The organism is Serratia quinivorans (assembly GCF_052113645.1).
Classification (GTDB): domain Bacteria; phylum Pseudomonadota; class Gammaproteobacteria; order Enterobacterales; family Enterobacteriaceae; genus Serratia; species Serratia quinivorans_B.
Map to the genome: position 1 here is coordinate 72,012 of NZ_JBIEIU010000005.1, position 18,174 is coordinate 90,185.

The 18,174-nt window shown below is 48.8% G+C and carries 33 protein-coding genes; 5 read left to right on the forward strand and 28 right to left on the reverse strand.

Annotated elements, in window-relative coordinates; translation table 11 throughout:
- Positions 1-17: 17 nt before the first annotated feature.
- The 26 genes from ACGS9J_RS11300 to ACGS9J_RS11425 all read right to left on the reverse strand — a co-directional run bounded on the left by ACGS9J_RS11300 (position 18) and on the right by ACGS9J_RS11425 (position 14,400).
- The gene (locus ACGS9J_RS11300; protein ID WP_442231010.1) at positions 18-1,547 is read right to left on the reverse strand and encodes a DUF1073 domain-containing protein; all 1,530 of its coding nucleotides are present in this window, start codon (positions 1,545-1,547) and stop codon (positions 18-20) included.
- Positions 1,548-3,224: a phage terminase large subunit gene (gene terL / locus ACGS9J_RS11305; RefSeq protein WP_442231011.1), complete on the reverse strand. Its 1,677-nt coding sequence runs from the start codon at positions 3,222-3,224 to the stop codon at positions 1,548-1,550.
- 1 nt (position 3,225) lies between these two features.
- Positions 3,226-3,735 carry a terminase small subunit gene (locus ACGS9J_RS11310; protein WP_442231012.1) on the reverse strand — a complete coding sequence of 170 codons (510 nt, stop codon included), beginning with the start codon at positions 3,733-3,735 and terminating at the stop codon, positions 3,226-3,228.
- A gap of 2 nt (positions 3,736-3,737) precedes the next feature.
- Positions 3,738-3,947 (reverse strand): hypothetical protein, encoded by a 210-nt coding sequence (locus ACGS9J_RS11315; RefSeq protein ID WP_442231013.1) that lies wholly within the window; start codon positions 3,945-3,947, stop codon positions 3,738-3,740.
- Between the two features lie 50 nt (positions 3,948-3,997).
- Positions 3,998-4,270 (reverse strand): head fiber protein, encoded by a 273-nt coding sequence (locus ACGS9J_RS11320; protein ID WP_442231014.1) that lies wholly within the window; start codon positions 4,268-4,270, stop codon positions 3,998-4,000.
- 423 nt (positions 4,271-4,693) lie between these two features.
- On the reverse strand, positions 4,694-4,915 hold the full coding sequence (gene lysC, locus ACGS9J_RS11325; RefSeq protein ID WP_442231238.1) for an Rz1-like lysis system protein LysC: 222 nt from the start codon (positions 4,913-4,915) through the stop codon (positions 4,694-4,696).
- Positions 4,833-5,243, reverse strand: a complete 411-nt coding sequence (locus ACGS9J_RS11330; RefSeq protein WP_442231248.1) for a hypothetical protein — start codon at positions 5,241-5,243, stop codon at positions 4,833-4,835. The genes lysC and ACGS9J_RS11330 overlap by 83 nt, the downstream gene beginning before the upstream one ends.
- Positions 5,240-5,680: a lysozyme gene (locus ACGS9J_RS11335; RefSeq protein ID WP_442231015.1), complete on the reverse strand. Its 441-nt coding sequence runs from the start codon at positions 5,678-5,680 to the stop codon at positions 5,240-5,242. Before ACGS9J_RS11335 ends, ACGS9J_RS11330 begins: the two co-directional genes overlap by 4 nt.
- Positions 5,677-6,192: an HNH endonuclease gene (locus ACGS9J_RS11340; protein WP_442231016.1), complete on the reverse strand. Its 516-nt coding sequence runs from the start codon at positions 6,190-6,192 to the stop codon at positions 5,677-5,679. Before ACGS9J_RS11340 ends, ACGS9J_RS11335 begins: the two co-directional genes overlap by 4 nt.
- Entirely contained in the window at positions 6,179-6,499 is a 321-nt protein-coding gene (locus ACGS9J_RS11345) for a phage holin family protein (RefSeq protein ID WP_442231017.1), read from the reverse strand. The genes ACGS9J_RS11340 and ACGS9J_RS11345 overlap by 14 nt, the downstream gene beginning before the upstream one ends.
- 356 nt (positions 6,500-6,855) lie before the next feature.
- Complete coding sequence (locus ACGS9J_RS11350; protein ID WP_442231018.1) at positions 6,856-7,470, reverse strand: hypothetical protein; 615 nt, start codon at positions 7,468-7,470, stop codon at positions 6,856-6,858.
- A gap of 294 nt (positions 7,471-7,764) precedes the next feature.
- Complete coding sequence (locus tag ACGS9J_RS11355) at positions 7,765-8,367, reverse strand: recombination protein NinG (protein WP_442231019.1); 603 nt, start codon at positions 8,365-8,367, stop codon at positions 7,765-7,767.
- Positions 8,360-8,479, reverse strand: a complete 120-nt coding sequence (locus tag ACGS9J_RS11360) for a protein NinF (protein WP_020827358.1) — start codon at positions 8,477-8,479, stop codon at positions 8,360-8,362. Before ACGS9J_RS11360 ends, ACGS9J_RS11355 begins: the two co-directional genes overlap by 8 nt.
- A gap of 151 nt (positions 8,480-8,630) precedes the next feature.
- Complete coding sequence (locus ACGS9J_RS11365; RefSeq protein ID WP_442231020.1) at positions 8,631-8,993, reverse strand: phage protein NinX family protein; 363 nt, start codon at positions 8,991-8,993, stop codon at positions 8,631-8,633.
- 60 nt (positions 8,994-9,053) lie between these two features.
- Positions 9,054-9,551: an HNH endonuclease signature motif containing protein gene (locus tag ACGS9J_RS11370; RefSeq protein ID WP_442231021.1), complete on the reverse strand. Its 498-nt coding sequence runs from the start codon at positions 9,549-9,551 to the stop codon at positions 9,054-9,056.
- A gap of 150 nt (positions 9,552-9,701) precedes the next feature.
- Positions 9,702-10,286 (reverse strand): NUMOD4 domain-containing protein, encoded by a 585-nt coding sequence (locus tag ACGS9J_RS11375; RefSeq protein WP_442231022.1) that lies wholly within the window; start codon positions 10,284-10,286, stop codon positions 9,702-9,704.
- A complete protein-coding gene (locus ACGS9J_RS11380; protein ID WP_442231023.1) occupies positions 10,283-10,720 on the reverse strand; it encodes a recombination protein NinB in 438 nt (145 codons plus the stop codon). The genes ACGS9J_RS11375 and ACGS9J_RS11380 overlap by 4 nt, the downstream gene beginning before the upstream one ends.
- Positions 10,713-11,045, reverse strand: a complete 333-nt coding sequence (locus tag ACGS9J_RS11385; protein WP_442231024.1) for a hypothetical protein — start codon at positions 11,043-11,045, stop codon at positions 10,713-10,715. Before ACGS9J_RS11385 ends, ACGS9J_RS11380 begins: the two co-directional genes overlap by 8 nt.
- Before the next feature lies 1 nt (position 11,046).
- Positions 11,047-11,373: a hypothetical protein gene (locus ACGS9J_RS11390; protein WP_442231025.1), complete on the reverse strand. Its 327-nt coding sequence runs from the start codon at positions 11,371-11,373 to the stop codon at positions 11,047-11,049.
- A gap of 4 nt (positions 11,374-11,377) precedes the next feature.
- Positions 11,378-11,611 (reverse strand): hypothetical protein, encoded by a 234-nt coding sequence (locus tag ACGS9J_RS11395; RefSeq protein ID WP_442231026.1) that lies wholly within the window; start codon positions 11,609-11,611, stop codon positions 11,378-11,380.
- Positions 11,604-11,807, reverse strand: a complete 204-nt coding sequence (locus ACGS9J_RS11400) for a hypothetical protein (protein WP_442231027.1) — start codon at positions 11,805-11,807, stop codon at positions 11,604-11,606. The genes ACGS9J_RS11395 and ACGS9J_RS11400 overlap by 8 nt, the downstream gene beginning before the upstream one ends.
- 24 nt (positions 11,808-11,831) lie before the next feature.
- Positions 11,832-12,029, reverse strand: coding sequence for a hypothetical protein (locus ACGS9J_RS11405; protein WP_442231028.1), 198 nt, complete (start codon positions 12,027-12,029; stop codon positions 11,832-11,834).
- Positions 12,026-12,874 carry an ATP-binding protein gene (locus tag ACGS9J_RS11410; RefSeq protein WP_442231029.1) on the reverse strand — a complete coding sequence of 283 codons (849 nt, stop codon included), beginning with the start codon at positions 12,872-12,874 and terminating at the stop codon, positions 12,026-12,028. The genes ACGS9J_RS11405 and ACGS9J_RS11410 overlap by 4 nt, the downstream gene beginning before the upstream one ends.
- A gap of 2 nt (positions 12,875-12,876) precedes the next feature.
- A complete protein-coding gene (locus ACGS9J_RS11415) occupies positions 12,877-13,707 on the reverse strand; it encodes a replication protein (RefSeq protein ID WP_442231030.1) in 831 nt (276 codons plus the stop codon).
- 80 nt (positions 13,708-13,787) lie between these two features.
- Complete coding sequence (locus tag ACGS9J_RS11420; RefSeq protein WP_442231031.1) at positions 13,788-14,066, reverse strand: CII family transcriptional regulator; 279 nt, start codon at positions 14,064-14,066, stop codon at positions 13,788-13,790.
- Positions 14,067-14,178: 112 nt separating this feature from the next.
- Positions 14,179-14,400 carry a helix-turn-helix domain-containing protein gene (locus ACGS9J_RS11425; protein WP_261412072.1) on the reverse strand — a complete coding sequence of 74 codons (222 nt, stop codon included), beginning with the start codon at positions 14,398-14,400 and terminating at the stop codon, positions 14,179-14,181.
- A 117-nt stretch (positions 14,401-14,517) separates the two neighbouring features.
- Between ACGS9J_RS11425 and ACGS9J_RS11430 the strand changes: the two genes are divergently transcribed.
- Positions 14,518-15,228, forward strand: a complete 711-nt coding sequence (locus ACGS9J_RS11430) for a LexA family transcriptional regulator (RefSeq protein WP_442231032.1) — start codon at positions 14,518-14,520, stop codon at positions 15,226-15,228.
- Positions 15,229-15,347: 119 nt separating this feature from the next.
- Positions 15,348-15,758, forward strand: coding sequence for a hypothetical protein (locus ACGS9J_RS11435; RefSeq protein ID WP_442231033.1), 411 nt, complete (start codon positions 15,348-15,350; stop codon positions 15,756-15,758).
- A 67-nt stretch (positions 15,759-15,825) separates the two neighbouring features.
- Here ACGS9J_RS11435 and ACGS9J_RS11440 read toward each other — a convergent pair whose 3' ends face one another.
- Positions 15,826-16,050 (reverse strand): DUF2767 family protein, encoded by a 225-nt coding sequence (locus tag ACGS9J_RS11440; protein WP_442231034.1) that lies wholly within the window; start codon positions 16,048-16,050, stop codon positions 15,826-15,828.
- Between the two features lie 711 nt (positions 16,051-16,761).
- Between ACGS9J_RS11440 and ACGS9J_RS11445 the strand changes: the two genes are divergently transcribed.
- Entirely contained in the window at positions 16,762-16,923 is a 162-nt protein-coding gene (locus ACGS9J_RS11445; protein ID WP_442231035.1) for a hypothetical protein, read from the forward strand.
- Here the strand turns inward: ACGS9J_RS11445 and ACGS9J_RS11450 are convergent, their stop codons facing one another.
- Positions 16,924-17,091: a hypothetical protein gene (locus ACGS9J_RS11450; protein ID WP_442231036.1), complete on the reverse strand. Its 168-nt coding sequence runs from the start codon at positions 17,089-17,091 to the stop codon at positions 16,924-16,926.
- 229 nt (positions 17,092-17,320) lie between these two features.
- On the opposite strand from ACGS9J_RS11450, the gene ACGS9J_RS11455 reads away from it, so the two are divergent.
- Positions 17,321-17,965, forward strand: coding sequence for a pentapeptide repeat-containing protein (locus ACGS9J_RS11455; RefSeq protein WP_442231037.1), 645 nt, complete (start codon positions 17,321-17,323; stop codon positions 17,963-17,965).
- Positions 17,966-17,993: 28 nt separating this feature from the next.
- Complete coding sequence (locus ACGS9J_RS11460; RefSeq protein ID WP_442231038.1) at positions 17,994-18,173, forward strand: hypothetical protein; 180 nt, start codon at positions 17,994-17,996, stop codon at positions 18,171-18,173.
- The last annotated feature ends 1 nt before the right edge of the window (position 18,174 follow it).

The following is an 18,174-nucleotide window of genomic DNA, read 5'->3' on the forward strand; positions in this document are numbered from 1 at the left end:
AAGACTCAACGCCCGCGTTAGGTTTCACTGCCCTTATCGTTTTCGGTTGCGACTTCTTCGTCTTCGTCGTAGTCGCCTTCTTCGATTTCGATGTCATCGCTTAAGTCCAATGAGTGGTAAGGGCTATCTGGGTCATCTGCCAGCTTCTGTCGAATGTCGTTTGCAGACAGCGATTGAACTTGAGTGACATACACCGCATCAGTATCAGCATCGATTTTGCGAATCTCTGCTTTCTCTTTTGCCGTCATCTCATACAGCGGTTCAAACTCGAAGTAGATATCTGGGTCAATATCACCAAATTCTGATAGCTGTATAACGTCCAGAACGCGCTGTAGCGGTGACTTAAACATGGCCTGTTGAATGGAGTGAATGTAGTCGTAAAACACGCGTATCTCGCCGTCAGACGACGCATTTAGCCCGTTGGGTGTAATGCCAAGCAAGAAGACCAGGGGGATGCTAGAAACTGATGCCATTTGCTCTTGCGCTTGAGCCTGAAGAACATCAAGGCCTGTTAGCGGGGCGTTTACAAACTCTACCGCTTCCGGCTTTTCAAGTGCGTTGTCTCGGGCAAATACGCCACGGTTATCTCTGCACCGGTTGAACAATTCCATGCGGCTAAGCAGCATGTCAGCACCGTTACCCTGCAGCACTTGACTCATGTCAGTGCCAAGCACCGGAATGCTGAACGAGTGGATCATGTCACTAACGCTATCACGCGTGCGCAGCCAGTTGTTGACGTACGGCTCAGCCATTTGCGTCAGGGATAGTCCGCGAAAGTTGTATGACGCTTTGAGCAGGTCTGGGACTTGCCGAGATACGAAGTCGATCATGCGGCTTGCATGCACTGTCTTACCCATCACAAACCATTCTGTCGGCTTGTAGAAGTCAGGACTCAACGGGTTGGCTGCGTTGTATACTCCAGGATAAGTCCATACCGGCTCGATAACACGGAAGCCGATCAGGCTGCCTTTGGTTATCTTCTTATTGGATAGAAACAGCTTCGACTGCAGCTCGTTATCATCAGTCCAGGCAGATACGTTTTTCGGTGACTGGAGATCAATATAAATCTGGCCACCGCCGAAATACCCATCGTGCTCTGCAGCTTCTCTAAACTTGTCTCGCACCTGGTAACGCTCAAGTGCATCGATGATTTTCTTAACGCGCTCTGACTTGTCATCATCACCGACCGTCTTCAGCTTGATCCACTTGCTGGTCATCTTCTCGGCAATTGTGCCAACCATCTTCCGATATTCAGGCTTTTGCGCCAGCGTGGCCAGATACGGATAGCCAGGGAAGCTTTCTAGACTGCCGTACCCGTAACCCATATACGCGTCATTGAGCATGTCATACGGAGTTTCATCCATCGCCAGAATTGAGCTTTTTATTCTCTCCGGGATAACACCCTTTGGCGGCTCGTAGCGCTGATACTCTCTTTGCGGTTTTGGTTGGATGGTAGCGACTGCTTCAGCGGTAATGGTCATGTGCTGCTTTACTGGTTCTTTCACCGGCTCAGGCGCGGCGACTTCTTTCTTTTTAAAAGGCCACACTTAAATTCTCCTGAGTTGGCTAGGGTCAATAACCATTGGCTGGCGACCGGAAATTAGGTTGTCATCAATGGCGTCCATCCATGTATCCAGAATGTCGTCGTTGTCGTGGCTGTCATCAGCCGAGAACGCAGCACATTCAGTCATGGCGGTTAGCACCCACGATGTATTCCCGGCAACAGCACCATCCTCATAGTAGACATGAGAGATTGATGCGCCGCTTTCGTCATGCGTAGATGGCACATAGACCTTGCCAGTTTTGATTTGGGGAATAACGTTGAGGCAGCGGACTAATTTGTTCTGCCCAGTGCCGCGGGGGATTTCTTTAACTGGAATACTCATTTGCCCTGGAGTAGCACTGCGCTTCTTCAGCGTGGTGATAAGACCTTGTCCAGCCTGTTTCTCTTCGATTGCCATATGCCGCATTGGCATCATTCGAACAGAACCACTTAACCGCCACTTTTCCCAGAGCTCTTCTGCTTTCTTCAGCAAGTCTTCCGGGTCCCAGCGACCTCTCACGACGTCGATGATGTATAGGTTTCCGTCCACACCCATTCCAACAAGGCTGAATACGGTGTAGTCGAGCCAATCCTCCACCTTCCCGCTGTTGGTATCGACGTATACAGCGCGATACTGCAGCTTAGGCAAAGTGGTGTAGTTCTTGAACCACCCGGTGTCGAGAATGCCACCGGTCAATGCCATAGGGTTTTGCTGGTACTGTGACAAGAATGTGTATCTGTCCTTTTCCCATAACTGGATCAGGTCGTTCACATCCTCCATCTGCGGCCAGTATGACCAGTAACGCTCACCGGAATATTCAACCGACTCGGTGTCTTTAACCGTCTCCCAACATAGTGAGCGCCAAGGCTCTTGCAAAGATTGGATGTATCGTTCGCTGATTAACGCAGGGATAGCCACGTGGTGGAACTTGACGCCCATCCCGCCCGTCAGCATGAACCCCGTTGCGTCGTTAGTGTGGAGGCGCTGCTGGATGCTTACAAATGGCGTTGGGTGCTCTTTCGACTTATCACCGCGTCGGGAGCGAATGGTGTTGACCAGCAAGTTGTTCGCACTATCACGGCGAGACTCACTGAGCATATCGACCGGCTTGTTGTAGTCGTCCAGCATGACCACGCCAGAGAACAGGTCGCCGTAGTAGCCGCCTCGGCCGCCGGTAATCTGCCCATTGCTTGAGCGAGATATCGTCTGGCCAGTTGAGCGACCGCGAGTGTCGATTATTTCCCACTCTTCAGCCTGATTAACGCCAAAGCCACACGGCCACAACTCCTGATATTCCTTGCTGGCGATAATGTCTCTGGTACGGCGGGAGTTACGCTTAACCAAAGTGTCAGCAAAGGAGATATTCAGATTTCGGAAGCGCTTTAATCTACCCTCTTGCACCAGCGCGTTAACGTAGGCCGGGAAGTGGATAGAGAAGAATTCTGTTTTTGTGCCGCCAGGGGGGATATTGATAATCAGGTTTCCTGGCTCTAACTCACCGGCGATCAGCTCATCAATCTTCGATGCCATCAATCGGTGATGCCAATTAACCAATAACCGGTCACCCTGCACCAACTCAAACCACAAACGAGTGAAGTTAAGAAACGACTTGGTGGATTTAGACTTGAGCACGACGCGCTCAGGAAATGACAAATCATCCCATTCGATAACCTTTGTCATATCAGTCCAACCCGTCTAGTTTCTCCTCTAATTGCTTAGAGGCTGCTGCGTAATCAGCCGGTGTGTAATTGACCACCTGCATTGGCTGCCCATCTTTTCCAACATGCTCATTGATGGTCTGCTGTTTGAACGCCTGAACAGTGACATGCTCGCCAATGAGTTTCAGCGCTGCCACCGCCCCCTTAGCGTCAAACCCGAATATTGTTTTGCCATCTTCATCGGTTAGCTCATCGCCTTTGCGGTCAGTTAGTGGCTCTACTTCTTGCATGCATCGCTCATGTAGCTTTACGGCTTGCCTGAGCACATAGTCAGCATCAATTCCCACACGAGTGTTTCTTTCTTTGGCAAGTTCGCTTACATACTGCTGAACCATAGCATTTGATAACAGGCGGCTTGATTGCACCTGAGCGGTCTTCTCGCTGTAACCCGCCCTGATAGCTGCCTGAGTGGCATTGAGGTCTTTCAGGTACTCACGGGCAAACAGCTCTTGTTTGTCGGTGAGCTTTGCCATTGTTATTTCTCTTGCTTGTAAACTGGGGAAACTTTAAATGCTGCAATCTGGTCAATTCGGAAACCTGTCAATGTAGTCCCCTTCATGTCCCTAAGTATGATGAAACCATTTGCGAATTCAGGTTCTTTATCTCGCTGATATCCGGTTGCGATAGGCTGGTTATTGTCTATATCAAAAACTTGCACCTGCCAGTAGTTGATTAATTTCAGCATTTCCCACTTTTCGCTCGGTGATGAGCTCTCACTTCGCGATATTTAATTTCTTAAACGATGACACCTGCGTTACGTAATGTCGTTAACAGCGCATTAAGCTGAGTGCCTGCGCTTGTACCATCAGCTGCGACTGTGCAGTTGACTACCGTTGCGGCTTTCTTCACGCCGCCGATTACTGCAGTGGTGGCGGCTGGCAGCACGTACGCTTCACCTTCCACATCATCCATAGTTGCTACTTCTACTGGGACGCCGCTAGCGCCCACGACACGTTTTGGCATTGGGTAATCCTCAATGAATTGTTTGGGCAAGGTCTGCCAGGGCATAAAAGGCTTCGTTACCAACGTTCCCGCCGATGTAGATTTCTCCACACTCTAGCCATACGTCAGTAACGTGAATTTTGATATCTGCGGAAGTGATCCACATGTCGCGTCCTATTAGTGGATGAGTTTCGAAATATCGGACTCCTTCGTCATATTCATCCATAGGCACCTCTTTAATTGGTTTCGCATCTTTGCCACGCTTGTCAGAGTTGCTAGGCTACTTGCGGCTTACCCGCCAGCAAGACGTGATCACCTCCTGCAGGGTTACACAGTCTTATTCCTTGTCGGGGGAATTCGTTATTGGGACTGATTTTACTTTCATGCTGAAACACTTCTTTAGCAGCCAATCCCAATTGGTTAATACGGCAATCACAATGAATGGGAACGCGTATCGGCGAAGTTTAATTTCACAAACCAGATTCCCAATCATTTCTGTCTCTCAGCCTCTATCTTTCGGATAGCTGCCTTATCGCGGTTGCAGTTATCAATCACGTCCAGCAACTGGTCTGAGTAAGTAACCGCGCCGCCGTAGGTTAACGGCTGCCCTGGTAGAGGAGGAATGCAGTTAGCGGTCAGGTTTGCCGGTATTGGTGTCACCGGGGCCGCTACGAATTTTACTGGCGTGGTCGTACAGGCCGTTAGAGACATCGCTACTAACAGGAACGACAGCGCAGGGAGAGCTTGCCATCTTGGTTTTGTACACCAAGCGGATTTTGTCGCCGGTGTCAGTGGTCTGTTGCTTTTCACTTTCGACTCCTGCGGCAATGGTGTTGAACTGCTGGGCTTGCTGAATCTGCTTGGTGATGATGGCTTGCTGGCTGGTTACTTGTGCCAATAGTTCTTTGGCATCCTTGGATAGCTGTACTGCCTTGGCGTGATAGTGACTAGCTATCCAACAAACACTCAGGAAGGTGATCACCACCAAAGCCAGGGAGACTTGCTTCCAGTAGGTGCGAACAAACAGGATGGCGCTCATGACAAGAACAACTCGCGCTCTGCCTCCCGGCGCTTAACCAATCCATTCAACCGGACGCCACCGGCATTAACCCATTTGCCAAATTCATCTGCAGCGCCCTGCTTATCTCCGGAATTCAGTTTTCGGAGTAGTGTGGATGTGCTCAGCGAGCGCAAGCCGAGGTTGTAGGCAAAACTCACCAATGCGTCGAACTGCCCCTGGTTGATGATCACCTTCGCCAGTTGGTTCACTCCTTGCTCATATTGAACAAGGCCGCACTTAAGCAGGCGTTCGGCCGTAGCCTGGTCAATTACCATTCCCGGACCAATCTTTCTGCCATCAACAGGTTGGGTCCAGCCATAGGCTACAGTCCAAACTCCGACAGAATCTTGATAGGATGTCAGGCGGCAGCCTTCAAATTGCTTAATAAGTGCTACTCCTCGCTCACTAATATTCATGCTGCGCTCCTTGCGAATTCGCCATGTAGCTCGCTTCTCATAGCGATAACCGCCTGTTCCGCATCTTTTATGTTGTGAAATCTTCCTGCATATCTGGTTTTCCCGTTGACAGCCACCCTGGCTTTCCACATTCCGCTGCTCTTGTCCCAGTTGACGCCCTTGACCCCAGAGGTATTATTTCTCTGAATGCCTTTGTTACATTCGTTCTGTGATGTTGTTGAGGCGCGAAGGTTTGATATTTTGTTATTGGAACGGTTAAGATCTATATGATCGACTTCGTCAGGTAGGTATCCATTAATAAGACCATAAACAACTCTGTGCGCAGCATAAGACTGCCCATCAAGTCGCACATACCAATAACCTGACCAATGAGGGCCTCCAGCCATTGCGCCGATTTTTACGCAATTAGCAACACGTGATTTCCAAGCGAGGCAAGTGGGTGATTTTTCATCGTATGAAAAGCATTCTCGGTACCGCTTAATCAGCTCAATGTCTTTATTACTGATCTGCATTGTCTTCTCCTGACGCCTTGTTTAGGAACCGACGCTCCAGCGCCTTGATCAGCGATGCCCCAGACCAGCCAGCCATTCCGCATACGCCACCCATAATTTCTTGAGGCCATGCGTAGTGGAGGGCGATCATCACCATCGTCAATCCAGCGAATATAGAAACTATCAGCTGCAAAAATAGAGTCCTCCAGCTGAAAGCCTCGCCGTTCAATACTTTGAATGAATAGCTGGCAACGGCTCCAATGAGCGTCATGCCAATGGCAATTAGCATGGATAGAACGTTAGGTTCGTTTTTCCATGGCATTTTCATAATCTCCACCTCCTACGGTTGTAGGCTGTGCGCTGTAGTCGAAAGGAATAGCCGCCGCGCCGTAGTCACTCAGCGTTACGATGGTGTTTGAAGTGATTGACTGTTTTGGCGTGGGGCTAAATGCAAAAAGGCCACGCAGAAGCGCAGCCCTGAAATAGAAAAGCCCCGGCGTTTATAGCCATGGCTTAATGTTGGTTGGCAGTGCTTCAGCTCAGTGCTGGTAATTAGCGTTTAAGCTATGCAGACTTATGTGCGCTGTTTACTTAAATCCTCGTCACTGCCGCTCTTCGCTTTACGCTCCCGAGCATAGCTGAAAATATATGCTCCAATTTCCCGTTTTGCAACTTTATTTTCAATTAAGCTGCAATTTGTAGAAATTCTTTCTCCACTTCACGTTTAATGGCATAAAACATTTCTTCTTCGAGTATTTCTTCGCACCAAATAACTCGCTTTCTCGATGCCTGTAAGTCAGCGCCGGTTTCGCGTTCAATCATTCTCGCTATGTCTTGCGGGCATTTGCGATCGCAATATCGTTTAATGGCTACAGAGCGAATCGGGCTGTCTCGTTTAATGGCCTTGCTCATCACTGCTTCAACAAAAGCGGCATCATCAGATTCTTTGGCGAGAGCGATGATGCTGCTTGCAGATGTTCCAGGGATTACCAGCTCGCGAGACCTTTTGAATAGGTCTTCACCTCGATAACCTTGCGAGTGCAGAGCTTCGACCACCTCAACAATTCGGCTTGATTGCCCTTCGCTCCATTCCGTTCGGATCATCAAACGACCAATGACGTTTACACAGCCTGCCGGTGAATCATCACCGCCGAGGTGCCTACCCCAAAGCGTCAGCATGTATCGCGTCCATACTCGTTGTGCTGGCGTTATGGTTTTCTTCCCGCGACACCATACCCGGCGTAAATCGGCCTGTCTCAGCACCATTGGAAGGAAATAAATCGCGTCTGGCTTTCTCATGCCTTCCCCCATGTCTTTGCGGTTTTGATACTCTGGATGTTTTGCTTCGAGGTGTGGAACTGATCTGCGATGGTTTTGGTGCTGATGCCGATACCGATGAGCGTTCTGATAGATATGACATCATCCAGGCTCAGTGAAGCTCTTTGTCTTGCCATCAGTCCGCCACTCCCTTGCATTCGCAGTAGACTTCAAACATTCGCCGGACGACTTCCCTGCCATAGAAACCATCCCAATCCCTGGTTAGGTCGTAGCGACTGCCGTATTTGAGTCGCATCATTGCTTCGAATGATTTGTTCATGCCGCCTCCAGTTGTTTCTTTAGTGCTCGTGTTTTTGCTCGGTAATGCGCCGCCAAGTCCTGCAGTTCTTCCCGGGTCCACTGCTTGGGCACGTGATACCCCATGAGTTGGTCGAAAGCTTCCTGGCCGATTTTTTCAATCAGTCGCGGTTTGTACTCGCCGATATTCCCAGATAGGTGCGAGTTACAATGCTCACACTGCAAATGACAGTTGGTTTCGTCGTACCGAGTTTCCTTGCTGGCCCCCACCGTTCTGTAATGTCCAGCGTTCATCTTTGCCCCGGTATTTCTCCCGCAGCTAATGCACGAATGGCCTGCATCGCGAGCGCGGATGAACTCGTTGAATGAGGATTGGGCTTTTGAGTGGAAGTAATTAAGGGGCTTTACTGCTAACTTGCGGATTTTGAGGCTGCGCCTTTCGGCTTGGGTTTGTTCTTTGCGTTGCGCTTCTGCTTTCTGTATGGCCTTCTGACGCTGTTTATCTCTTTCCTGTATGCCGAACACTGCTCCATGTTCTGGACTGCACCACCACTCATTGAAGCTGCGAGGATGGAACCATTCTCGGCATATCTTGCAACGCCTTCGTGGTGTCTTAGCCATCGTCATTCTCTCCCGTCACTGATTCGATGAACTTGCGTTGCTCCTGGTCGCAGGAGTCGCAAACATAAATTTCATCTTCCTGTAGTTCCTTTCCACAATCGGCGCAGATCATCGCACGCACCTCATCAGCAGAAACGCGACGACATTGCCGGGCCACGCCAAACTGAGTAACAGGTTTTTTATGGTCGGTACCGGTGGATGCCCTTTACTGTAAAACTCGTAGCACTGACCAGCTACGAAGCAGTAAGCGCAGGCTAATATGGCTAGGATGAGCATTTTTCAGACTCCTTCAGCAGTAGAAATGCAATCATTGCAGCCCTGAGAGGATTCTTATCAATGCCACCAACGCTACACAGTTCGTCAGTTCCATGCGCACCGACAGGAAGGTCTAAACACGCTTCGGATTCCCATTCGCCATAGTCATGGGTGAGGCTTATCCCATGATTAACAATGATCGGCCATGCGTCAGCCGGGTTGTTGCAGTAGTCTTTAGTGCCCTGGATTCTTCCGCTCGTATCCCTGAATTTCACTCTCCCGTCATGTTCAATAAAATGAGCCGTCATCCCCAACTCCTCACCTACTCTTGCGTTTATTTCATGGTCTGGAACGTTGCTGTAATCGGTCATGGCTTCCTCCGGGCACGACGACGCAGCCACATGCTGTCTATCAGCGTCGCCGTATAGTATTTAATTAGGAGAGTATTCACCAAACTTCTCCTTGGCCGCCTTTTGGTAAGCCTCGCTGGCTAGCTCTGGTGTTTTGTAATACCCAAGAAATGTTTTATTGCCTTTGTGAATAATTTGCGCAAACCATTTTCTCCACTGGGCGTTATAAGAAACACCAATGAAACCAGAAGTGTTGTGAGACTTAATCCCAACATTTGCTCCATTTTCATATCTGGTAGCCTCCCTGAGATTATCTATACTGTTATTCAATTTGTTCCGGTCAATGTGGTCTATGAATTTTGAAGGCCATTTCCCATAAACATACAGCCACGCTAATCTGTGTGCTGCGTAGTTTTTCCCAATAACGCTTATCTTCAGATATCCTAAATCGTTAACACTTCCTGCTACATCACCAGACCTAGCCTTCCCTCTTCTATTTTGTTTCCATGTAAAGATGCCGGTTACTGGGTTGTAGTTGAGAAGCTCCTTTAGTTTCTCTACTGCAATATCATTTTTCATCTTGTCCTCCGCACGCGGTTAAAACGGCTCTGTATAAGCGGCCAAACTGCGTCATATGTTGGGATTTCGGTGGGGGCTAACTTCTTCTTGCGGGGAGTGCGGGTTGTTGGTTTGAATATCAGCTTCTCTTCTAGTCTGTCCCAGACTGATTTACGCCTTCGTGTCATGACCTCCCTCCTTTGTCGATGCAAATCGCCAATATTTTCCCTTGTGATACTTTGTTTCTCCGTGGCAGCACCTGCTAATCGCTGAACTATCAAATCCTTCTCTTACTGCATCCATTGCTGCCTCGTAGTGCCTTTCCTCGCCAGTAATCATGTCGGTTGATATTACATCCTTGCTCGTTGGGTGTTCGCCACTGAATTTCCCCAAGGATGTAGGCGTCCTCCCGTTATGGCTGTAGCCGTGTTTGATATTTTCAGATTGAGAAACCCACTCTAGATTCTCTGCTCTGTTGTCATCACGCTTGCCATTTTTGTGATTAACCACAAATATTTCACTATTTCTTTCACAGAATGCGATGGCGACCAATCGATGAGCGGTATATTTTTTACCGCCGATTTTGACTTGAAGGTAGCCTGTACTTTTGACTTTGAATGGATTAATCAGCTGCCCCCTGAAGCTTGACCTATAACCCTCTTTCTCTACAACATGATCGATGGATCTAAATCTCCCCAAATTGCTTACTTCATAATGAGGCGATAAATGAACTTGCTTCCACATCTCTTCGCTCATGACGCTCTCCCAAAATAATCACCCGTATATTTGACGTCCCTTAGCTTCACGCCATTACTTATGGCCCATGCCTGAGAGTATTCAATCAGGCTGTTCATACGCTTTATGCCCATGCTCGCCGTACTTTCCCTGATGCTGCAAAACTCGCCCTCAAGCCCTGGAATCACCTCGCCCGGGCGTCCGGTTGCCATTGCATGCCCAGACACAAACAAAGCTTTCCAGTCCACCATCGATAATTTCTTCTGCTGCCATAACACCTGTCTAGACACATCAGTGCATAACGCATGGAACAAATCGTTCTGCGGTAAGGTTCGGCTGGCGTCGTTGATGGTTACTGTGATTGGTCTTGAGTCGTCTAGCGGTAGGTTTTTGATGTGTTCTATCAGGTTCTGCCGTATCTGTGGGCTTCTTAGGTAGAAGACCTGTTTATCCATGAGTTGCTCCGTTTACTTTCATCCTCATGCCTTTAAATGAACTGAAAACTCCAACCCCGCTAATTTCGAATTTTCCAAGGTAATGCACGTATAATCCTGGCTTTACTTCCTTGAAGGTTTTCAATTCGCAAATGTCATGGAGCCAATGGATTACGTAACATAGGTCAACCCATCCATTTTCAAGATATCTCTTGCTTCCAGAATTGAATGCCATTTTTGCAGAGGTGTACCCGTTGCAGACGCTATGAGCTCTCCGTTTTATCTTTGCAACCCTTCGCGCTTCCATTTCCTCATGCCAAGCTTCTTCAATTTCAGTTCGAGTCATATCACTCCCCTTTGATTGATAGGCCGATAGAGCGGATGGCGTCGGCACACTCATTTATGACGCGATCACGAGCCTTTTTTCGCTTAAAGGCGATTGCTCTTGATGACCTCATGTCACCGATAAGGTGAGTGGGTTCGCCGGATAGTTTTGGAAGATCAACCACGATGCTGGCTCGGCTGGCTTGCCATGCTTCCCAAAGCTCCTGGATAATCGTTTGGTGGTACGCCTCCTTGTGCGGGCCTACTCTCAAAAACATATTCCCACCTGAATATGTGTGCTCGGCCCACTCCTCAAACTGCTTGCGGCTCTCTTCGTGTAGCTTATCCATGACTTTATCCCCGCGCTCTGTTCATTGCCTCAATCATCCCGTTAATCTCATCGCGTTGCTGCTGTGTTATTTTTGATGTATCCACACTGGAAAGCATGCGTTTAAAGCCTCGCGAAACTTCACTCATCGTTAACTGAAGGCATAGAATTTTAATCCACCGAGGGGACCAAGGGCACAAGCCGATGGCCGCGATGATATTCATCTTTAGCGGTTTTTTATTTGTTGGTTGCTTATCCATGGTTATCCACCTTGAATACTTTCGGGTTAGCAGGCAGATCGATGCTTGGCGTCTCTATCAATTGCGCCTTTCCATAGGTGTCAGTGAGAGCGCCGAGAATTAGCTTGCTGAACATCCTCTGCTCTTCATCTGTGAGTTTTATCTGTCCTGTCTTGCCGTTAATGCGAACTAGAATTGCGAAGTTTTCTACGTTCATTGGTTATCTCCTTTGCGTGGCAGGTCAGTGTGGTTGAGGCGCTTCATCAACGGTAGTTAGCTGATCCATCAGTGAGTTGATGGTGCCAATAGCTACAGTCTTGTGGTGGCCGCCATCAGGGATAAGCGCAACGTGCTCTCTCACGGTTACTAGGTATGCCAGCATTTCTTCGAGTCCGAAGGTGACGAAAATATCATTTTCAATTTCATCGTTAACCATCATGCCGCCCTCGACCGATAACTTTCCCACGTGAAAGCCAGCGTGCAGCCGCCGCCGTCATTCATGCGATCGATAACCCGCTCACCAATGAACGCTGATAATTCGTCTTTGGGTAGGTTGCTTATCAGGATGGTGGGCTTCATCTTCTCGTAGCGAGTGTTGATGATTTCGAAGAGGATCAGCTTTTCAGACTCAGACCCGAACTGGACGCCAACCTCATCGATAATCAACAGGTCAGGGCTGGTATAGGTTTTGATAACGTCAGCCTCGGTTTGTTCTGAGGTCTTGCTCCATGTGGACTTGTAGTTCCGAGCGACTCGCAACGCCGTCGTGAACAGCGCAGAACTCTGGTGCTGCTGGATGACATGTTTAGCAATGGCTAGTGCCAGATGGTTTTTGCCGGTGCCTGGCTTGCCGCACAAAACCATACCGCCGCCCTGCTTCAACCGGTCAGGCCACTTAGTCGCGTAGGCCTTGCAGACCTTAAGGCAACGCTCGGCCTCTTGATTAACCGGATCATAATTATCCAGTGTCGCACCCGCAAATCGGTCTGGCAGCAGCAAATCGTTCATTAGGTGCTTGATGGTTGACTGTTTAACCCTGGCGTCTTCCCCGGCTTGTTTTTCCTTCAGAGAATGAAGCTTCCGCTGTAGGCAGATTGGGCAAGCGGTTTTTGTTTGCAGATTGTTCAGTCCATTCATTGTCCTGATTATCTGCTGGAATTCCCCGTGGTCTGGGCAAACGGCCGCCATTGTGGTGACTGTCGTACCGCTGATTTCCGCAGGTTGCTTGCTGAGAGTTTCAATTTGATTCTCGAGCGTAGAAATTTGCTCTGCATAGCTGACCATATTCATTCCTCCGCCCATGATGGTTGCTGGCTGGCTCCGTAGTTCTTGGAGTCAAAGTTTTCCGATACAGCTCTGGATGGTGCCGATATAGGCTTGGCTGGATATGATGGTTTGGAGAACTTAACGGAATTCCTCAGCCAGGTGTTCAGCGCCAACCCCCAATCCTTGAACGTTGATCCTTTCGACTGGTGGTAGTCAGAGAACGCCATAAATTCGCTTTGCAGATTCACGCCCAATTCTGACGCCAGTCGTTGATTGGTGTCTGTAGGTGAAAACCCGCTTGGAAATTGTGAGGCTCGTTTTTTCTCTTTGACCGATTTTTCAGTCAGGGGGACTACAGGGGGATTTATATTGTCTTTATTGTCTTTTGTAATAGTGTCTTTTGTGTGTCCCTGTTTTGGTGACACCCTTGTCACCGTTTTGGTGACACTTTTTGTCACTGGTTTGGTGACAATGACACCGCTTTGGTGACACTCTGGGATTTGCCAGTCTTCCAAGCTCTTATTTGGGCCAATCAAAGCGCCCTCTTTCAGCAAAACTTTCATCAAAATCAATTCGTTCTTCGCCTTGTTAACCTTCTGCCTTGGCAGGTTAGTTAACGCAGCGATTTGGCTATCAGCAATCCGATCCATCTTCTTGTTGAAGCCGTAAGTTTTCCGGCAAACAGCATGAGCCACCTTCGCCTGATTCCGTGTCAGATTTGCGCCGATAAGCTCCTCGTACAGCTCGTTTGCCAGACGGGTATATCCATCGTCTGTGTCGGCCACACGTTTCTCCACGGCCCGTAAATCAGGCCTGATCGGTACTACGATATCTGCAGCAAGATTGCTCATAATTGAGCCTCCCTACTGTTTACTGATCCAGTGCTTTGCATGTATAATTCCTCACGTAATTGGCTTGCATACCTGATTACTTAGGCCTCGAAGCTGTTAGCGCAGCTCGGGGCTTTTTCATTTGATAGATATCCCGCCAGACGCTTAGCCAGTTCAGCCATCTCGTCATCAGCTACACCCCACTCAAGAACAGCGAGTAGCATTGCCATGCGAGGGACTAGAGACTCTTTCCAGCGAGTTACTTGTGATGGGTTAACGCCTACTGCAGCGGCGATCGATGACACGCCTTTGAGGGCGATTTTGTTCAACAATGTGCTTTCGATACGACGAGCATCATTGCGTGTCTTTGCAGTTTCCATGCGTAATACTCCCTTTATGGTTAGTTAGTTACGTGCGGCATCCGTGGGGAAGCCACTTGGTTATTGGTGGCCACATTGCGGCAGCCGGTAGTGTTGTTAAAGAGCGGCGGTGCTAGATACAGAAAATTTCTGGATACAACTCTTCTTTGCTGAGTCCGGTGATCTGCAGTAAATCTTTCATGCGGCTTTTTGGTAACGTGCCGCCACGCTTCTTAAGCTGGGTTATTGCTTGTGCGGTAATGCCGAGTTTTTCGGCCAAAGTCTTCTGTTTGCCGCCAACGGCATACACAGCTTTCTCCAATGGAGTTACCGAAGCATGTTCCTTGTTGATCATGGCCTACTCCAGTTAACAATAATCCACATAATGTTAATCTCTTTAAGAGAATAAATCAACACAATGAAGATTGAAAAAATAAACAGGATGTTTACTCTGGATTCATCGGAGGGTTCTATGAACGGTATTGCTGATAGAATTAGATACTTAATGGCATCGGAAGGGTTAAAGCAGAAATCATTAGCTGAAGCGATCAACGCATCGCCTCAGACGGTGAATAACTGGTTGAAGCGAGACGCCATTAGCCGTGAGGCAGCACAACAGATATGCGAAAAATACGGGTATTCACTCGATTGGTTACTTAATGGAATTGGTCAGCCAAAGGTTGTCCAAGCAGGTCAAGGCTCAACAATTAATCCGGATCAGGAAGGGGTGGGCGTCGAGGTGTGGGATGAAGATACCCCTATGGGTGAGGATGATGTTTATATTCCCTACTTCAAGAGTATCGAACTAGCCGCAGGGGCTGGTAGCGCGAACAATGAAGACTATAACGATTACAAACTTCGGTTTTCAAAGGCGACTCTAAGACGCTATGGCGCAGAGCCTTGCAACGTGGTCAGCTTCCCTGTTCATGGTCCAAGCATGGATCCAGTAATTCCTCATAAATCTACGGTTACAGTGGATACCGGAAACAAAAAAATAGTCGATGGTGGCATTTATGCCATAGAACAAGACGAGCTTTTTCGGGTCAAACTCCTCTATCGCCTGCCCGGAAGGCGCTTAAGTATCAGGAGCTACAACAAGGAAGAGTTCCCTGACGAAGAAGATAGCTTGGATAACGTAAAAATTATTGGCCGCGTGATTAACTGGTCAGTTATGGCTTGGTAGCCAGTGGGCTGATGAGTTGGGGTAATGAGTCACTTCCAGCTAAATGGGGGCCAGCCTGTAAATCCACCGCATAACAGGCCAAGGATAAACATCAATACTGGGTAAAGGATAAACCAATAATGATTGAGAGTTTCAAAGAGTTCTTGCATGCTGCCCTCCCATTTTCAGGCTTGGTGACGTTTGCTCTCGGTCTCTACTTTGGTAATAAGTACGCAATTGGTAGAGATAAGCGAAAAGAGTTTAATGACATAGCTGTTCCACTAAGGGTGGGCCTCATAAAGCAGATAGATTCCATCAAGAGTGGTGGCTATCTCGATCCCAAGATCGGGCGTGACAAGATATTGCACCTTTCTGACATGCTTAATAAACGCAAAGCAAAAGAACTTATGAAAGCATACGAACTATACTGTGATGCAATTTCCTGGGAAGGCCTGTGCGCTGTAAATGAATGGGGAAAAGTAACCATCAAAGACACCTCAAAGGCCCTGTCCACATCGGAGCTGTTGCTGCAAAATATCTCTAGAAAGTAATACTGATCGCATAGACAGTATTTGTCAACCCGGCCACCGAGCCGGGTTTTTTGTGCCTGCCGATCCACTATTTCCAGCTCATATCGCTTGATAGCCACTCGATAGCTTCTTCTGTAGCAGCTGCAACCTCGTCGCTTGTTTCTATCCTATGCTGATTCCTCTTTTTCATTGTCTCAATGATGAGCGGGACAGTGACTGTTAGCCCAAGCGCATGTAGAGCCAGCACGACACCCCCTACCACCCTGCACATCTCAGCATGAACCCTATCTTCCGCATCTTCTGGAAATTCCATAGCCACCCCCGCTTAAACTTCACCCAACTTTACCCCCGCACACCCGCTTTTGGCTAGGTGCGATGGGTCACACATGGAGATAAATAAAAATAAATACACAATAAAATCATCGCAATGTGTATTTATTTATAAATAAAATCCACATTATGTTGACAGTAAAATCCACATGATGTTTAATTAAGCCATCGAAACGAAATATCGATGCGGCAGAAGGAACTACCAGCCGCGCCAGGCATGAAGTCAGGCTGCTTCTTTAACAATCAGATTTGTATGCCGAGAGGTGTACCCAAAGTGAAGTTGGCTTTGGAGTGTGGTGAATGCGCTCGATTGGACCGTTGCGAACCCTGGAACCTTTTAAGCCTTCCCGCTGACGCACGCCATCAGTTACATCCACCACACTACCAAAGCCAATCCACTGGAGATTATCCATGAACGCAAGAGAACGCTGCAAGCTGCGCAGAAAGCTCCGTAGGGCCGCTGAACGCGCAGAGGCAACAAGAGATATCAGATTGAGCAAGAGCGTTGCTACAGCTCTTGTAGGAAGCGAGAGAGTGGCTAAGGCGTTGTCGATGATTGACTACAAAGCCTGCCCTCGTCCAGTTCGCGAAGCATCAGAAGGAGGCGCGATGTGCCTGCCAGAGGTTGCGATGTTCGCTGCTGGGTTCCGCGGTAAGCCTAAAAACCCATACCATGTGCAAAAGTGAGGAAATTATGAAATTCCGTGAAATTCCAGAGCAAGTGCAAGTCGTTGCAGCAGAGCTTCTCGCGAAAAAATTCGATGAACATGTCGCAATCGGATTAGAAAACCGGACGGAAAGAGCTGAAAAATTGGCAGAGACCGTCCGTAAGGCGTTTGAATCCCTTTACGACTGATTATTTTTTATCGTTAATCCGCTCGTACTCTTCGACAAGCTTCTCATAGGTGTTGATAACGAATAATCCATCGTTACCACCGCTGAGCTTTCCAGCCTTAATGAGCTCCAGAACAACTTGCTGAGCTGCGCCGCGTGGTGAATTAGATGGATTGATTACTTCTGACATATAAACATTCCTTATTTTGACTGTGGGATGACCAGTCTATCGGTTTCCTTTGGCTGTGGAAAGCGGGAAACCCTCGCCGCCTGAGAGGGTTAAAAAAGCAGGCAACTAATTATATTCATTGCGAATTAACACGGACGTTACGTCTGGGGAAAGCGCAAACACAAAGCCTCTTCGGAGGCTTTTCTTTTACATCAAGCTGCCACTCGGCGGCTTTTTTATTGAGGTCAATATGAACGCCACTGAGTTACGCAAAATTCTTGATGACCATAAGGTCTGGGTGACATCGTTACGTGAAAGTGGATCCAGAGCCAACCTGCGCGGTGCCGACCTGCGCGGTGCCGACCTGAGCGGTGCCAACCTGTACGGTGCCGACCTGAGCGGTGCCAACCTGCGCGGTGCCGACCTGCGCGGTGCCAACCTGCGCGGTGCCGACCTGCGCGGTGCCAACCTGTACGTTGCCGACCTGCGCGGTGCCAACCTGCGCGGTGCCGACCTGCGCGGTGCCAACCTGTACGGTGCCAACCTGTACGGTGCCGACCTGCGCGGTGCCAACCTGTACGGTGCCAACCTGTACGGTGCCGACCTGTACGGTGCCAACCTGTACGGTGCCGACCTGCCTGATCACACATTCATAATCATGGGTGAACCGTATTTCCTGCAAATTTCGAATGGCGAATATGTCCGCGCCGGTTGCCAGAATCACACGGTTGAGCAATGGCGCAAATTTACCAAGCGAGAAGTCGCAGAAATGGACGGCAAGAAGGCGCTGAAGTTCTACCCGCGACTGCTGAAGATTATCGATTTTTATCTCGGCGCTGGCGAGCATCCCGAATGGGTTAACGAACCAGAAACTGATACCGAAGAGGCTGCATAACGCGGACTTTCTTTTAACTGGAGAGCAGATGAAAACTTTATCTATCGGCATGTCGGTTCTGGGCATAGCCGCCGTAATCGGCTGGATTATGAACGTGTGGAAAATTATCGATACCGGATTCGTTCTTGCTGAATGGGGCGGCTTGCAAGTTGCTCGCGTAATCGGTGTTTTCGTGGCTCCGTTGGGTGCAGTGCTGGGCTGGTTCTAAC

What these genes read in the sequence shown, in the direction of transcription:
- ACGS9J_RS11320 (WP_442231014.1), bottom strand. Translation starts at nt 4,270, where the DNA reads ATGCCCTGGCAGACCTTGCCCAAACAATTCATTGAGGATTACCCAATG.
- ACGS9J_RS11340 (WP_442231016.1), bottom strand. Translation starts at nt 6,192, where the DNA reads ATGCAGATCAGTAATAAAGACATTGAGCTGATTAAGCGGTACCGAGAA.
- ACGS9J_RS11395 (WP_442231026.1), bottom strand. Translation starts at nt 11,611, where the DNA reads ATGGATAAGCAACCAACAAATAAAAAACCGCTAAAGATGAATATCATC.
- ACGS9J_RS11385 (WP_442231024.1), bottom strand. Translation starts at nt 11,045, where the DNA reads ATGACTCGAACTGAAATTGAAGAAGCTTGGCATGAGGAAATGGAAGCG.
- ACGS9J_RS11315 (WP_442231013.1), bottom strand. Translation starts at nt 3,947, where the DNA reads ATGCTGAAATTAATCAACTACTGGCAGGTGCAAGTTTTTGATATAGAC.
- ACGS9J_RS11375 (WP_442231022.1), bottom strand. Translation starts at nt 10,286, where the DNA reads ATGAGCGAAGAGATGTGGAAGCAAGTTCATTTATCGCCTCATTATGAA.
- lysC (WP_442231238.1), bottom strand. Translation starts at nt 4,915, where the DNA reads ATGTCTCTAACGGCCTGTACGACCACGCCAGTAAAATTCGTAGCGGCC.
- ACGS9J_RS11390 (WP_442231025.1), bottom strand. Translation starts at nt 11,373, where the DNA reads ATGGATAAGCTACACGAAGAGAGCCGCAAGCAGTTTGAGGAGTGGGCC.
- ACGS9J_RS11335 (WP_442231015.1), bottom strand. Translation starts at nt 5,680, where the DNA reads ATGAATATTAGTGAGCGAGGAGTAGCACTTATTAAGCAATTTGAAGGC.
- ACGS9J_RS11365 (WP_442231020.1), bottom strand. Translation starts at nt 8,993, where the DNA reads ATGACCGATTACAGCAACGTTCCAGACCATGAAATAAACGCAAGAGTA.
- ACGS9J_RS11380 (WP_442231023.1), bottom strand. Translation starts at nt 10,720, where the DNA reads ATGGATAAACAGGTCTTCTACCTAAGAAGCCCACAGATACGGCAGAAC.
- ACGS9J_RS11360 (WP_020827358.1), bottom strand. Translation starts at nt 8,479, where the DNA reads ATGATCTGCGCCGATTGTGGAAAGGAACTACAGGAAGATGAAATTTAT.
- ACGS9J_RS11415 (WP_442231030.1), bottom strand. Translation starts at nt 13,707, where the DNA reads ATGAGCAATCTTGCTGCAGATATCGTAGTACCGATCAGGCCTGATTTA.
- ACGS9J_RS11405 (WP_442231028.1), bottom strand. Translation starts at nt 12,029, where the DNA reads ATGATGGTTAACGATGAAATTGAAAATGATATTTTCGTCACCTTCGGA.
- ACGS9J_RS11425 (WP_261412072.1), bottom strand. Translation starts at nt 14,400, where the DNA reads ATGATCAACAAGGAACATGCTTCGGTAACTCCATTGGAGAAAGCTGTG.
- ACGS9J_RS11410 (WP_442231029.1), bottom strand. Translation starts at nt 12,874, where the DNA reads ATGGTCAGCTATGCAGAGCAAATTTCTACGCTCGAGAATCAAATTGAA.
- ACGS9J_RS11350 (WP_442231018.1), bottom strand. Translation starts at nt 7,470, where the DNA reads ATGAGAAAGCCAGACGCGATTTATTTCCTTCCAATGGTGCTGAGACAG.
- ACGS9J_RS11330 (WP_442231248.1), bottom strand. Translation starts at nt 5,243, where the DNA reads ATGAGCGCCATCCTGTTTGTTCGCACCTACTGGAAGCAAGTCTCCCTG.
- ACGS9J_RS11440 (WP_442231034.1), bottom strand. Translation starts at nt 16,050, where the DNA reads ATGGAATTTCCAGAAGATGCGGAAGATAGGGTTCATGCTGAGATGTGC.
- ACGS9J_RS11460 (WP_442231038.1), top strand. Translation starts at nt 17,994, where the DNA reads ATGAAAACTTTATCTATCGGCATGTCGGTTCTGGGCATAGCCGCCGTA.
- ACGS9J_RS11345 (WP_442231017.1), bottom strand. Translation starts at nt 6,499, where the DNA reads ATGAAAATGCCATGGAAAAACGAACCTAACGTTCTATCCATGCTAATT.
- ACGS9J_RS11355 (WP_442231019.1), bottom strand. Translation starts at nt 8,367, where the DNA reads ATGGCTAAGACACCACGAAGGCGTTGCAAGATATGCCGAGAATGGTTC.
- ACGS9J_RS11310 (WP_442231012.1), bottom strand. Translation starts at nt 3,735, where the DNA reads ATGGCAAAGCTCACCGACAAACAAGAGCTGTTTGCCCGTGAGTACCTG.
- ACGS9J_RS11370 (WP_442231021.1), bottom strand. Translation starts at nt 9,551, where the DNA reads ATGAAAAATGATATTGCAGTAGAGAAACTAAAGGAGCTTCTCAACTAC.
- ACGS9J_RS11455 (WP_442231037.1), top strand. Translation starts at nt 17,321, where the DNA reads ATGAACGCCACTGAGTTACGCAAAATTCTTGATGACCATAAGGTCTGG.
- ACGS9J_RS11445 (WP_442231035.1), top strand. Translation starts at nt 16,762, where the DNA reads ATGAAATTCCGTGAAATTCCAGAGCAAGTGCAAGTCGTTGCAGCAGAG.
- ACGS9J_RS11435 (WP_442231033.1), top strand. Translation starts at nt 15,348, where the DNA reads ATGATTGAGAGTTTCAAAGAGTTCTTGCATGCTGCCCTCCCATTTTCA.
- terL (WP_442231011.1), bottom strand. Translation starts at nt 3,224, where the DNA reads ATGACAAAGGTTATCGAATGGGATGATTTGTCATTTCCTGAGCGCGTC.
- ACGS9J_RS11430 (WP_442231032.1), top strand. Translation starts at nt 14,518, where the DNA reads ATGAACGGTATTGCTGATAGAATTAGATACTTAATGGCATCGGAAGGG.
- ACGS9J_RS11400 (WP_442231027.1), bottom strand. Translation starts at nt 11,807, where the DNA reads ATGAACGTAGAAAACTTCGCAATTCTAGTTCGCATTAACGGCAAGACA.
- ACGS9J_RS11450 (WP_442231036.1), bottom strand. Translation starts at nt 17,091, where the DNA reads ATGTCAGAAGTAATCAATCCATCTAATTCACCACGCGGCGCAGCTCAG.
- ACGS9J_RS11420 (WP_442231031.1), bottom strand. Translation starts at nt 14,066, where the DNA reads ATGGAAACTGCAAAGACACGCAATGATGCTCGTCGTATCGAAAGCACA.